Origin of the sequence: Comamonas sp. UBA7840 (genome assembly GCF_002501455.1) — a bacterium.
Taxonomy (GTDB): domain Bacteria; phylum Pseudomonadota; class Gammaproteobacteria; order Burkholderiales; family Burkholderiaceae_C; genus Comamonas; species Comamonas jiangduensis.
Genome location: NZ_DLTI01000022.1, coordinates 165,941 through 178,884, shown reverse-complemented (window position 1 = coordinate 178,884; position 12,944 = coordinate 165,941). Strand labels below are relative to the sequence as shown.

The 12,944-nt window shown below is 63.1% G+C and carries 11 protein-coding genes; 6 read left to right on the top strand and 5 right to left on the bottom strand.

The genetic code is table 11. The features are described 5' to 3' along the window. The first annotated feature begins 101 nt into the window (after positions 1-101). From B3R00_RS07920 to B3R00_RS07910, 3 genes are all read left to right on the top strand, one after another. Positions 102-1,085, top strand: a complete 984-nt coding sequence (locus B3R00_RS07920; protein WP_286998515.1) for a Bug family tripartite tricarboxylate transporter substrate binding protein — start codon at positions 102-104, stop codon at positions 1,083-1,085. Positions 1,086-1,198: 113 nt separating this feature from the next. Next, entirely contained in the window at positions 1,199-2,017 is an 819-nt protein-coding gene (locus tag B3R00_RS07915) for an aldolase/citrate lyase family protein (RefSeq protein WP_286998514.1), read from the top strand. 171 nt (positions 2,018-2,188) lie between these two features. After that, positions 2,189-3,631 carry an NAD-dependent succinate-semialdehyde dehydrogenase gene (locus tag B3R00_RS07910; RefSeq protein ID WP_286998512.1) on the top strand — a complete coding sequence of 481 codons (1,443 nt, stop codon included), beginning with the start codon at positions 2,189-2,191 and terminating at the stop codon, positions 3,629-3,631. Between the two features lie 205 nt (positions 3,632-3,836). On the opposite strand, the gene B3R00_RS07905 is transcribed toward B3R00_RS07910, so the two are convergent. After that, on the bottom strand, positions 3,837-4,109 hold the full coding sequence (locus B3R00_RS07905; RefSeq protein ID WP_286998510.1) for a hypothetical protein: 273 nt from the start codon (positions 4,107-4,109) through the stop codon (positions 3,837-3,839). A gap of 247 nt (positions 4,110-4,356) precedes the next feature. Here B3R00_RS07905 and B3R00_RS07900 point away from each other — a divergent pair, with 247 nt between their 5' ends. After that, complete coding sequence (locus B3R00_RS07900) at positions 4,357-4,626, top strand: DUF2789 domain-containing protein (protein ID WP_286998509.1); 270 nt, start codon at positions 4,357-4,359, stop codon at positions 4,624-4,626. Positions 4,627-4,993: 367 nt separating this feature from the next. Here the strand turns inward: B3R00_RS07900 and B3R00_RS07895 are convergent, their stop codons facing one another. Further along, positions 4,994-6,064 (bottom strand): YeiH family protein, encoded by a 1,071-nt coding sequence (locus tag B3R00_RS07895; protein ID WP_286998508.1) that lies wholly within the window; start codon positions 6,062-6,064, stop codon positions 4,994-4,996. A gap of 130 nt (positions 6,065-6,194) precedes the next feature. Between B3R00_RS07895 and B3R00_RS07890 the strand changes: the two genes are divergently transcribed. Beyond that, on the top strand, positions 6,195-7,124 hold the full coding sequence (locus B3R00_RS07890) for a LysR family transcriptional regulator (RefSeq protein WP_286998506.1): 930 nt from the start codon (positions 6,195-6,197) through the stop codon (positions 7,122-7,124). A 100-nt stretch (positions 7,125-7,224) separates the two neighbouring features. Here the strand turns inward: B3R00_RS07890 and B3R00_RS07885 are convergent, their stop codons facing one another. After that, positions 7,225-7,707 carry a CreA family protein gene (locus tag B3R00_RS07885; RefSeq protein ID WP_286998505.1) on the bottom strand — a complete coding sequence of 161 codons (483 nt, stop codon included), beginning with the start codon at positions 7,705-7,707 and terminating at the stop codon, positions 7,225-7,227. Positions 7,708-7,916: 209 nt separating this feature from the next. On the opposite strand from B3R00_RS07885, the gene B3R00_RS07880 reads away from it, so the two are divergent. Beyond that, the gene (locus tag B3R00_RS07880; protein ID WP_286998504.1) at positions 7,917-9,140 is read left to right on the top strand and encodes an MFS transporter; all 1,224 of its coding nucleotides are present in this window, start codon (positions 7,917-7,919) and stop codon (positions 9,138-9,140) included. 31 nt (positions 9,141-9,171) lie between these two features. Here the strand turns inward: B3R00_RS07880 and B3R00_RS07875 are convergent, their stop codons facing one another. Continuing rightward, on the bottom strand, positions 9,172-10,134 hold the full coding sequence (locus B3R00_RS07875) for a sensor domain-containing diguanylate cyclase (RefSeq protein ID WP_286998553.1): 963 nt from the start codon (positions 10,132-10,134) through the stop codon (positions 9,172-9,174). Positions 10,135-10,340: 206 nt separating this feature from the next. After that, on the bottom strand, positions 10,341-12,920 hold the full coding sequence (gene cphA, locus B3R00_RS07870) for a cyanophycin synthetase (protein ID WP_286998503.1): 2,580 nt from the start codon (positions 12,918-12,920) through the stop codon (positions 10,341-10,343). Positions 12,921-12,944 lie beyond the last annotated feature (24 nt).

The window sequence follows — 12,944 nt, the reverse complement described above, 5'->3', positions numbered from 1 at the left end:
CCTGTTGCCACGCCGCAGCCCACCTGGCCAGCGCGTGGCTTTGCTTGCAGGCCATAAGCAGCAAGTTCGCCTTTTTCACCTTAGACGTACTTGGTGTAGCTATGAATTTGCACTTCTCTTTGTCGCGCCGCCGTGCGCTGGCTGCTGCTGCGGCAGCGTGCGTGTCGGCCGGTGCAGGCCAGGCCTGGGCACAGGCCAGCTGGCCCACCAAACCCATCACCTTTGTGGTGCCGCAAAACCCCGGCGGTGCCAATGACGTGGTGGCACGCGCTGTGGCGCAGGGGCTGGAAAGCACGCTGGGCCAGCCCGTGATTGTGGAAAACCGCCCCGGTGCCAACGGCAATGTGGGCACAGGCCAGGTGGCGCGCAGCGCCGCCGATGGCTATACGTTTTTGGTCACGGCGCAAAGCGCCTACACCATCAACCCGGCGCTGTATTCCTCGGTGCCGTTTGATCCGCTCAAAGACTTCACCCCCGTGATGCAGCTGGCCGTGGCGCCGTACCTGCTGGTGGTGAACCCGAGCTTTCCGGCCCAGAATCTGAACGAGCTGGTGGCCTATGCCAAGGCCCATCCTGGCAAGGTGGAGTACGCATCGGCCGGTAACGGCACGCTCAACCACCTGCTGGGTGAGATGCTGAAAAAGCAAAAAGGCATCGACTTGCTGCACGTGCCCTACAAGGGCGCGGCCGCTGCGGCCACCGATGTGGTGGCGGGGCAGCTGCCGATGACGTTTGGCAGCTTCCCCGGCGTGATGCCTTTTGTGGCCAGCGGCAAGCTGCGCGTGCTGGGCGTGGCCTCAGACCAGCCCACGCAGCTGGCGCCGCAAGTGCCTGTGCTGGGTAAGGACTTGGCCGTGACCAGCTGGTATGGCCTGTTTGCGCCTGCGGGCACGCCCAAGCCGATTATTGACAAGGTGTACCAGGCCGTGCGCACGGTGCTGGCCACCCCGGCCATGCAAGCGCGCCTGCAAACCCTGGGTGCTGAGCGGGTGGAGTCGTCGCCAGAGAGCTTCAAGGCCAGCTTGCCTGCCGAATTGGCGCACTGGAAGCAGGTGGTGGACGCTGCGGGCGCCCGGATTGACTGAGGCTTGGCACCCCCCAGCAGCGCTTTCCTGCGTAAGCCGCGCGACAGCGCAAGGCTTGGCAGGTGCGGTGCGCTTTGCTAGGGTGTGGCCTTTGCAATCTTTGACATTGCCGCATGCCTACTCCCAATCTCTTTAAACGTGGCTTGCAATCCGGTCAGCCGCAGATCGGCTTGTGGTCGACCTTGCCTGCGCCCTATGTGAGTGAGCTGCTGGCAGGCAGCGGTTTTGACTGGCTGCTGCTGGATGCCGAGCACACCCCCACCGATGTACCGCAGATGGTGCAGCAGCTGCAGGCCGTGGCGGCGGCCCAGGTGCGCACGGGCTGCGCACCCACGCAAGCGGTGGTGCGCCCGCCGGCGAATGACACGGTGCTCATCAAGCGCTACCTGGACATTGGCGCGCAGACGCTGTTGCTGCCCTTTGTGCAAAACGTGGAGCAGGCCAAGGCGGCCGTGGAGGCGGTGCGCTATGCCCCGCATGGGATGCGCGGTATGGGCGGCAGCATGCGCGCTTCCAACTTTGGGCGCGATGGCGACTATGTGCACCAGGCCGCCGACGAGATTTGCCTGCTGGTGCAGGTGGAAACGCGCGATGCCTTGGTTCATCTGGAAGAGATTGCCAGTGTGGATGGCATTGACGGCGTGTTCATTGGCCCGGCCGATTTGTCGGCCAGCCTGGGCTATGCCGGCAACTCCAGCCACCCTGATATGCAACTCATCATCAATGATGCGCTGCAGCGGGTGCGCCAATGCGGCAAGGCACCGGGCATTTTGGTGACCCAGCCCGAGCGCGTGCAAAGCTGCATCCACCACGGCGCTTTGTTTGTGGCGGTGGGCATGGACATGCTGCTGCTGCGCAGTGGTGCCGACGCGCTGGCGGCACGTTTTAAGCCGCAGCAGATTGTGCCGGCGGCAAGCGCGGCCATGTATTGAGCGTGGTCTGGCGGTTCAGTCCATGTATTGCATGCTTAGAAAACTGCAGCACCTGGCGCAGGTGTAGCATGGCTTAGAGGGCTTTTTTGATCTCAAAAAGCTTGGTAAGTCTTTGGCTGCTGCCCGCAAATGCAGCGGCGTTATTGATGTTTTTTGGCGAGGTAAATCACCATGTCTCACACATACCCGGATACCCAGTTGCTCATCAACGGCCAATGGCAGCCCGCTGCCAGCGGCAAAACCATGCCCGTGCACAACCCCGCCACCGGCGAAGTGATTGGGCGGCTGGCCCATGCGGGCAAGGAAGACCTGGACCGCGCCCTCGCTGCCGCTGAAAAAGGCTTTGCCATCTGGAAGCACACCAGCGCCCATGAGCGCCAGGCCACCATGCGCAAGGCGGCGGCGCTGCTGCGCGAGCGCGCCGATGCGATTGCCGCGTTGCTGACGCAAGAGCAGGGCAAACCGCTGGCCGAAGCCCGTGTGGAAGTGCTGGCGGGCGTGGGCATCATCGAGTGGTTTGCAGATGAGGCCCTGCGCCTGTACGGCCGCATCGTGCCCGCGCGCCGGGGCGATGTGCAGCAGCTGGTGATCAAAGAGCCGGTGGGCCCCGTGGCAGCCTTCACGCCCTGGAACTTCCCCGTCAACCAGATCGTGCGCAAGATCAGCGCGGCGCTGGCCACGGGCTGCTCCTTCCTGTGCAAAGCACCCGAGGAAACACCGGCTTCGCCCGCCGCGCTGTTCCAGTGCTTTGTGGATGCGGGCGTGCCTGCGGGCGTGATCGGGCTGGTCTATGGCGACCCGCACGAAATCTCCAGCTACCTGATTCCCCACCCCGTGATCCGCAAGATCACCTTCACCGGCTCCACCCCCGTGGGCAAGCAACTGGCGGCCATGGCGGGCGCGCACATGAAGCGCTGCACCATGGAGCTGGGCGGCCACGCCCCGGTCATCATTGCCGAAGATGCCGATGTGGCGCTGGCCGTGAAGGCAGCGGGGGCCGCCAAGCTGCGCAATGCGGGGCAGGTATGCATCTCGCCCACGCGTTTTTTGGTGCACCACAGTCTGGAAAAAGCCTTTACCGAACAGGTGGTGGCTTACTTTGAATCGATCCAAGTGGGCAACGGGCTGGAGGCGGGCACCACCATGGGGCCGCTGGCCAATCCACGCCGCATCACGGCCATGAAGTCTTTGGTGGCCAACGCCCAGGCGCAGGGCGCCAAGCTGCTGCTGGGTGGCAAAACGCTGGGCGATGCCGGTAATTTTTACGCCCCCACGGTGCTGGCCGATGTGCCGCTGAGTGCCGAAGTGTTCAACAACGAGCCCTTTGGCCCCGTGGTGGCCATGCGCACTTTTGACCAGCTGGACGAGGCCATTGCCGAGGGCAACCGCCTGCCCTACGGCTTGGCGGCGTATGCGTTTACCCGTTCACTCAAGCACGCCCACCAACTGAGTCAGCAGGTGGAAACCGGCATGCTGTGGATCAACCAGCCCGCGGTGGCATCGGCCGAGATGCCATTTGGCGGGGTGAAGGACTCGGGCTATGGCTCTGAAGGTGGCAGCGAGGCACTGGAGGCTTACCTGATTCCCAAGGCCGTCTCGATTGCCATGGTGTAGCCCGGCGCACGTTGACTGACCCATACCAAGGCCGCTGCAAGCGGCCTTGTTTTTTGAAGGGCCAGGGAGTGCTCCCATCCAGCGTGGGAAACCCTGTGCCTGGTGAAGGGCACCTGGCGAGCCACTGCAATGCAGCTCCCGCTTCACGGGGCGCCGCGCAGTGAAAACTTTTATTCAGCGGCAGCCAAGGTTGATGTGAACACGCTTAACGGGCAGGGCGGCGGCTGCCCAGCGGGGTACCGTCGGCAGCGCGGGCATCGGTGTCAACCAGGCCTTTTTTCAGGTCGCGGTGGGCTTGTTCTATAACTGGGTCTGGCTGGGGGGCGGTCATGTCGATGGAGGCATCGCGCTCATGGGGTAGCTTGCTAGCAGCTTCTGCATCACTGGGGCGCTGTTTGCGCTGGGTGTTGATGTGCGGCGCTTGGGGTGCTGCGGTATCGGTAGTTGGGTGAGGGGGCTTGGATGCTGAGTTGGGCATAGCGGTTCTCCTTGCTGGCAGTGTGCGCGAGGTCTGCGCACGTGGCTGTAGGGCAAGGGCGGATGGGTGCGCGCGATTGAAAAGTTCTTTTCAATGTGTGACGAACTCCCTGCTGGCCAGATGCGGTGACCAATGCAGTCCTACAGCTGTGCGTGGCAATCTGCGGCAACATGCAGCCATGTGCAGGCAGCGTGTTGGGCTGCAGGCGCTGAAAAAAACTTTTGCCATGACACCAAGGAGGACGTGTATGACGACATTGACCCCCGGCGTATCCCAACCCGGTTTTACCGAACTGTTTGCCCAGTTGGGCTTGGACAATGATGAGGCCAGCATTCAAGCATTTTTGCGCCAGCACCACCCCTTGGCGGACGATGTGCTGCTGCACGATGCCCCGTTCTGGAGCCCCCAGCAGGCGCAGATGCTCAAGGAAAAAATCCGTTGCGACGATGACTGGGCGATTGTGGTGGACCAGTTGAGCGTGGCGCTGCGCAAAAAGCCCGATCTGCACAAGCTGTAGGGATGACAGCGCTACAGGCGGGCGCGGCGCAGAAGCTGTGCATGCTGCACGCGCTGCGCAGCTAGCGTGTCCATCGCAGCCACCCGCCCTAGCAGGCCGCTTTGCAGTTTTGCAAGCGGCCTGTTTTTTTGCGGAATGAGGCCCCCGCCCACCCCACAAAAAACGGCCCCTGTACGTTGTTGCTTCGCGCTGGGTCTGGGTGGTAGCCGCCAACCTGCGGTGGGTTGGCTGGGTGGTGGGCACGGCAAAGTCTCCGGGAACGCGTCAGCGGGATGGTTCTATGCAATATATAGCGGTTCACGCACGCTGGATCTGCGTGAGAGGCACTTTGGAGGCTTGATCCCTGATGCCCTGCCCGTGGCTGCGATCAGCCCAGCCAGTAGGTCAGCAAGCCTCCCGCGCCCAACAGCCAGGCAAACAAGATGGCAGCCAGCAGCAAGGGCTTGATGCCTGCTGCGCGCACAGCTTGCCAATGGGTGGTCAGGCCCAGGGCGGCCATGGCGATGGCCAGCAGCAGGTTGTCCAGCTCCACCCCCATGCGCACTACTGCGCCGGGCAAGATGCCCAGCGAATGGATGCCTGCAACGGCCACAAATCCCAGAGCGAACCAGGGAATGCTGATGCCCCCTGCATCCCCTGCTGCAGCGCCTTCTTGGCGCAGGCTGTGTGCCAGCGCTGCCGAAAGCAGCAGCAAGAAGGGGGCCAGCATCATCACGCGCACCATTTTGGCGATGACGGCAGTGTTGGTTGCTTCGGGGCTGACGGCCGCGCCCGCAGCCACCACTTGTGCCACTTCATGCACGGTGGCTCCCACATACAGGCCGTACTGCTGGGCATCCATGGGTATCCAGCCGTGGGTGGCATTCCATTGGTACAGCGCGGGGTAGAGGAAGGTGCCTACCGTGCCAAACACCACCACGGTGGCAATCGCCACGGCCACATCCTGCGCACGGCCTTTGGCCACAGGGGCGGTGGCCAGCACTGCAGCGGCGCCACAGATGGAGCTGCCCGCGCCGATCAGCAAGGTGGTGCGCTTGTCCAGGCCGAACACCCGCAGGCCCAGGATGCAAGCCAGGCCAAAGGTGCTGGCCAGCACCAGCGCATCCAGCGCAACGCCGGCCCAGCCGACCTGGCTAATGTCCTGGAACGTCAGGCGCAGGCCATACAGCACGATGCCGGCGCGCAGCAGTTGTTGCTTGCTCAGCGCCACGCCGGGCGTGGTGGCGTGGGCCCAGCGGGGGTACACGGTGTTGCCCAGCAGCAAGCCCAGCACGATAGCTACGGTGAGTGCGCCCAGGCCGTGCTGGGTGAACCAAGGAAGCTGTGCCAAGTAGATGGCAGTGAGAGCTACAGCGGTGCTGAGTGCCAAGCCGGGAGCGGTGCGGCGCAGCCATTGCCAGGGTTGAAAAGCCAGTGAGGAAGCGGACAAGGTATTCATAAGCGAGCCTGTCTCTGGGGTTCAAAAAGAGCAGGTGCCTTGCACTTTAGATAAGTTGGTTATATATGTATAACGATTAGTTTTTGTATGATTAACCGGTTAAATCGATAGATAGAAAGCCCACCAAACCATGCTGCATCTCACGCTGCGCCAGCTGGAAATTTTTTGTGCCGTGGCACAAAGCGGCTCCACCGTGGCTGCGGCCGAGGTGGTGGGGCTGTCGCAATCGGCTACCAGTGCGGCGCTGCAGCAGCTAGAAGCTGCGCTGAACACCCAGGTGTTTGAGCGCGTGGGGCGCAACCTGGTGCTGAACGATGCGGGGCGTGCGTTGCTGCCGCAGGCGCTGTCGGTGCTGGAGCAGGTGCGTGGCATGGAGCAGGCCTTTGCCGGTACAGGCGGTGGTGGTTTGCCGGTGCGCTTGTGCGTGGCCGCCAGCACCACGGTGGGCAGTTATGTGCTGCCGCCGGTGCTGGCTTTGCTGGCACGCAGCCACCCGCACATCAGCGTGGATGTGCGCATTGCGAATACGCGGGAGGTGGAGCACGCCGTGCAGGCGCTGGAAGTGGATGTTGGCCTGATCGAAGGCAGCAGCCACGGCGTGGGGCTGGCGGTGCAGCCGTGGATTGCTGACGAATTGGTGGTGGTGGCTGCGCCCGGTGATGCCCTGGTGCGGGCTGCGCAGACCAAACCGGTGGGAGTTGCCATGCTGCGCCAGGCGCGCTGGCTGCTGCGTGAAGAGGGGTCAGGCACGCGGGAGATGGTGGAATACGCCTTGCTGCCGCGCCTGCACCAGTTGCCCGCTGCGGCGGTGCTGGGCAGCTCCGAGGCGATTGCGCGCTGCGTGGCGCAGGGCTTGGGCATCAGCTGTTTGCCCCGGGTGCTGGTGCAATCCATGCTCAACGATGGCAGCCTGGTGGTGCTGCCCACATCGCTGACCCGCATGGAGCGGCACTTTTGCATCGTGCAACGCGCGGGCAAGCATGTGTCTGCAGCGTTGCAGGCCTTTTTGGATGCCTGCGCCGCGCAGGCGGTGCGGCAGGCGGGTGCTGTGGAGGTTTAAAAACAAGAGCTGCTTGCGCTGTATTTGCAAGCATTTGCTGTGTAGTTCGATTTGAAATACTTTCAAATCAAGCGCTGGAAGCTCTTATTTTTGCAGCGAGTTATTTCACCGGAATGGGGGTGCTGCGCGGCACGGGCACGGCCGCCACGCTGTTTTGGGGTGAACCCTCGATCACCCGGTCCGAATAGGTCATGTACACCAGCGTGTTGCGCTTGGCGTCCACCATGCGCACCACGCGCAGGCGCTTGAACACCAACGAGGTGCGCTCGCTAAACACCTCTTCCTGCTGCCGGATGGGGGCGGCAAAGCTGACCGGGCCTGTGGCCTGGCAGCTGATGGAGGCCTCGGAGCGGTCTTCGGCCAGCCCCAGCCCACCCTTGATGCCGCCCGTCTTGGCGCGCGAGACATAGCAGGTCACGCCCGCTACCTTGGGGTCGTCATAGGCGTCCACCACAATTTTGTGGTCAGGGCCTATGAACTTGAACACGGTGTCCACCGCGCCAATGGTTTCCGAGTCCGCTGCGGCATATCCGCAGCCCAGCAGGAGCAGGGCGCTGGCCACCCACAATCTTTGTGCTTTCATAGTGCGCAAGCATACGGCTTGCACGCCTGCTTTGCACCGCTGTGATGCACCAGCACGGCTTGCAGGTTTGCAGGCCCTGGCCTGCAGCAGAGGCCTTAGCAAGAGAAAATTGCGGTCTTGCTGTTCAGCGCCACTCCAGAGCCAAGCCTTTGGGTGGGGCGCAGCGCGGTCTGTGCCCACAGGCCGTTGCTTTTATTCTGCTTTTTTCCATGTCCCGACTTTCTTCTGCGGCGCAGCCCACCGTATTGGCTGCGCCAGCTTTGCTGTTGATGGCCGTTGCCTGCGGCCTGTGCGCAGGCGGCAATTACTACAACCAGGCACTGCTGCACTCTATCGCTTTGTACTTTGGGGTGGACGATGCTGCGGCAGGCCTGTCGGTGACCGTCGCGCAGGTGGCCTATGCCGTGGGCCTGCTCTTGATTACCCCGCTGGGCGACAAGCTGGAGCGCCGCCGCATGGCCGTGGTGCTGATGTTGCTGGCAGCGGTCGGCCATGCCTTGGTGGGCTGGTCAGAGAGTTTTGCGGTGTTCATGGCGGGCACGCTGATGGCGGGGCTGTTTTCGGTGGCAGCGCAGGTGCTGGTGCCCATGGCAGCGGCTTTGGCCGCACCCGGTCATGCGGGGCGCAATGTGGGGCTGGTGCTCAGCGGTTTGCTGGTGGGCATTTTGCTCTCGCGCAGCGTAGCCGGTGGTTTGTCTGCCGTGGGTGACTGGCGGCTGGTGTACCAAGTCACCGCCGTCACCATGGTGCTGATGGCACTGGGCATGCGCAGGATCTTGCCCACTTCCCGCCACCCCCAGCCCTTGCCCTACGTGCACGTGCTGCGCTCCATGGGCCACCTGCTGCGCACCCAGCAGGCACTGCGGCTGCGCACCACCGCCAGTGCGCTGGCCTTTGCTTCGGTCAGCGTGATGTTTGCCACCATGGCGCTGGTGCTGTCGGCACAGCCTTTGCAACTGAGTGATGCACAGATTGGCCTGGTGGGGCTGGCGGGGGTGACCGGTGCACTGATTGCACAAATGGCAGGCCGCTTGGCAGACCAAGGCCGTGGCAATGCGTTGCTACGCTGGGGTGCGCTGACTTTGCTGCTGTCGTGGCTGCCGCTGTGGTGGGGCCAAGCCAATGTGTGGTGGTTTGTGGCGGGGGTGCTGGTGATGGACTTGGGCCTGCAAGCCGTCAATGTGACCAACCAGTCGAGCATCGCCAACTTGCTGCCGGATGCGCGCAGCCGCATGAATGCGGTTTATATGACGGGTTACTTTGCGGGTGCTTCTGCAGGCTCTGCCTTGGGGGTGTGGGCATGGAATGCAGCGGGCTGGCTGGGCGCTTGCAGCATGGGGGCCGTGCTGGCTGCTTTGGCCGCCCTGAGCGTTTGGCGCGGCGTGCGCTGGAGCCAGCGCCAGGGACTGACTCAGGCAGCACCAGCGGCCTGAGCACCGCAGTTCCCCTCTGCGTGCTTGGCCGTCACGGACTCTGAGTCAGGGGCGTTGCGGCCACGTGTTCAATCCGGTTGCGGCCATGGTGCTTGGCGGCATACAGCTGCTGATCCACGGCATTCAGGAAATCGGTGTGCAGGGCCACTTCGTCAGGCACTACGGTGCCCGCACCGATGCTGACGGTCACGCGCCGGTTGAACGGCGACAGTGCATGGACGATGGATTTTTTCTGGATCAGGCGCTGGCAACGTTCAGCCACCTTGTGCGCGACTTCGGCGTTGGCTCCAGGCAGCAGCACGATAAATTCCTCGCCGCCGTAGCGCGCCACCAGATCCCGGGGGCCGTCCAGTGCCAGACTCAGCATCTGGGCGATATCTATCAGGCAGCCATCGCCCTGGATGTGGCCGTACAGGTCGTTGTACTGCTTGAAGAAGTCCACATCGAAGAGCAGCACGGACAAGGGCTGCTGTTCGCGCTGTGCCTGCTCCCAGGCCGCTTCGAAGTGGGCATCAAAACTGCGGCGATTGGCGATGTTGGTCAACCCATCCTTGAAGGACAGCACCTCCAGCTCCTTTTGCAGGCTCAGCAGCTTTTCCTCGGTTTTCTTGCGCTCGCTGATGTCGAACATGAAACCGACCAGCGCTTCCGCCTCACCCTGGCTGTTACGCACCACGTGCACCACGTCGCGGATCCAGACGTAGCCGTTGTCCTTGGTCAGTGCCCGGTAGTCGGCCTCGTGGTCTATGCCCGCCTGCGACTGGGTCACGCAGAAATTCACCACCCGTTCGCGGTCGTCGGGGTGCATGCGCATGGCCCAGTCTTCCACGCTCACCCAGCTGTCGGCACTCCATCCCAGCAGTGCTTCGATCTGGGGGCCGATGTAGCTGAACTTCATTGAGGCCCAGTCAATCTTCCAGGGAATTGCCTTGGTCGACTCCAGTAGGGTCTTGTAGACGCCGTCATCGTTCTCGAAATTACCCACCTTGGACATATGCATTTCCTCTCCGGATCACTGCGGCGCCGTGTTTGTACTGCGAAGCAAGTTGTGTGTGTAAATGTAGAACATCTCGGCCGGTGCGCAACAGTCTGTAAGGGCTTGTCCGCTGAACGGTTGCAGTTGCGGGGTATGGTTGGCCCATCAGCCCAAAAAAATGGCTCCTCAAGGAGGAGCCATGCGCAGGCGATGTCGCGTCCAGATCAGGCTTTGGCAGCCTCTTGCACATGCTTGCGCAGGTGTTCAAGCGACTCCTCCACCTGGTCCACCAGCACCAGGCACAGGTCGCCCGGTTGCAGGCGGCTCAGTGCATGGTCGATGGCGATGAACTCACCGTGGATGTCGGTGCTGTAGCTGGTGCGTGCAGCACCTTCCAAGCCCTTTTTCAGCAAGGCAATCACTTCACCGTCTTCGCGGCCACGCTGGCAGGCGTCTTGATAGAGGATGACGTCGTCAAACGCAGCGCCCAGAATGCGGGTTTGTTCAATGATGTCCTGGTCACGGCGGTCACCGGCACCGCTGATGACCACGCTGCGGCGCTTGGCGGGGATAGCAGATACGGCCTGTGTCAGCGCACGGATGGCATCGGGGTTGTGACCGTAGTCGGCCACGATGGTCGCGCCCTTGTAATCCATCACATTGAAACGGCCTGGCGCATTGGCGGCATCGTTGTTGAACGAGGCCAAGCCACGGCGAATGGTGTCCCACGGCAGGTCGGCGGCCCATGCGGCTCCTACAGAGGCCATGGCGTTGTCCACCTGGAAGCCAATCGTGCCGTTGCGCGTCAGCGGAATCTCAGCCAGCGCAATGCTTTCCTTGAACGCACCTTCGGCGCAGACGATGTGGCCGTCATCCACATACACCACGCGGTTGCCCTGGGCGCGGTGCGTAGCCATGACGTGGTGGTGGCGGTCGGCACCAAAGTAGATGGTCTTGCCTTGGCAGACATTGGCCATGGGGGCCACGTGGGGGTCGATGGCGTTGAGCACGGCGTAGCCTGTAGGGGCCACGTTTTGCACGATGACGCGCTTCAAGACCATCACGTCTTCCACGGTGGTGATGAAGTTCAGACCCAGGTGGTCGCCTTCGCCCACGTTGGTGACCACGGCCACCTGGCAGCGGTCAAAGCCCAGACCTTCGCGCAAGATGCCACCGCGTGCGCACTCCAAAATGGCGGCATCCACTTCGGGGTGGGCCAGCACATTGCGGGCGCTTTTGGGGCCCGAGCAGTCGCCGCTGTCGATCTGGCGGCCATTCACATACACGCCGTCGGTGTTGGTCATGCCCACCCGCAGGCCTTGCGTGGCGAAGATGTGGCTGATCAAGCGGGTGGTCGTGGTTTTGCCGTTGGTGCCGGTAACGGCCACCACAGGAATGCGGCCATCCTCACCGGGGCCAAACAGCAGGTCGATCATGGGTGTGCCCACGTTGCGGGGCTTGCCAAACGAGGGGGCCAAATGCATGCGCAGGCCGGGTGCGGCGTTGACTTCCACAATGCCGCCGTTTTGCTCTTCCAGCGGTTTGAGCATGGTTTCGCACACCACGTCCACGCCGCAAATGTCCAGGCCCACGCAGGCCGCAGCTTCAATCGCGCGGGCAGCAATGTCGGGGTGCACATCGTCCATCACGTCGGTGGCGCTGCCGCCGGTGGACAGGTTGGCGTTGTTGCGCAGCACCACACGCTGGCCTTGGGCCGGGATGGAATCGGGGGTCAGCCCTTCGGCAGCGATGCGGCCCAGAGCGATGTCGTCCAGGCGAATCTTGGTCAGTGCCGTGCCGTGGCCCGATCCGCGGCGCGGGTCTTGGTTGACGATGTCCACCAGCTCCCGGATAGTGTGCTGGCCATCGCCCAGCACCTGGGGCGGATCGCGGCGTGCCGCAGCCACCAAGTGGTCGCCCACCACCAGCAGGCGGAAGTCATGGCCGGGCAAGAAGCGCTCCACCATGACCACGGTGCCGAACTCCATGGAGGTGGCGTAGGCCTTTTCCAGCTGCTCGCGGGTGGTGATGTTGACCGTCACGCCCTTGCCCTGGTTGCCGTCCTGGGGTTTGACCACCACGGGCAGGCCCACCTCCAGCGCGACGGCCCAGGCATCTTCTACGTCCTTGACGGGGCGCCCCATGGGCACGGGTACGCCGGCGGCGTGCAGCAGGCGCTTGGTCAGGTCCTTGTCCTGGGCAATTGATTCGGCGACCGAGCTGGTCTGGTCGACTTCCGCAGCCTGGAATTTGCGGGCTTTGCTGCCCCAGCCCAGTTGTACCAAGCTGCCTGCCGTCAAGCGGCGGAAAGGTATGCCGCGCGAAATCGCTGCGTTGAGCAGCGAGCCGGTGGAGGGGCCCACGCGTTCGTCTTCATCGAGGGCGTGCAACTCGGCAATCGCGGCTTTGGCGTCAAAGTCTGTATCGTTCAGCGCCGCGCGGATCAGAGCCTCGGCCAATGCCACGGCACGTTTGCCCACGGCTTCCTCGGTGTATTCCACCACCACCTGGTAGGTGCCGGTTTCCACGGTTTCGTGCGTGCGGCTGAAGGTGACGGGGCAACCGGCTTGCGCTTGCAGGGCCAAAGCCGCGGCTTCCAGGGCGTGGGCCAGGGACAAGGTGTTGTCCATGCCTTGGCCTTGCAGGCCGCCAATCGCCGGAAAACGCGCGCGCAGCTTGTCTTCAAAGCCGGGAATCAGCGTGAAATTCTGCTCCTCCGGGGTGCAGTGCACGATGGATTCGATCGCAGTGTTGCGGCTCCAGAGGTTGGGGCCGCGCAGGGCGCGGGTGCGGGAAATTTCCATGGTCTGTCTTTCCGCCAACTTAAT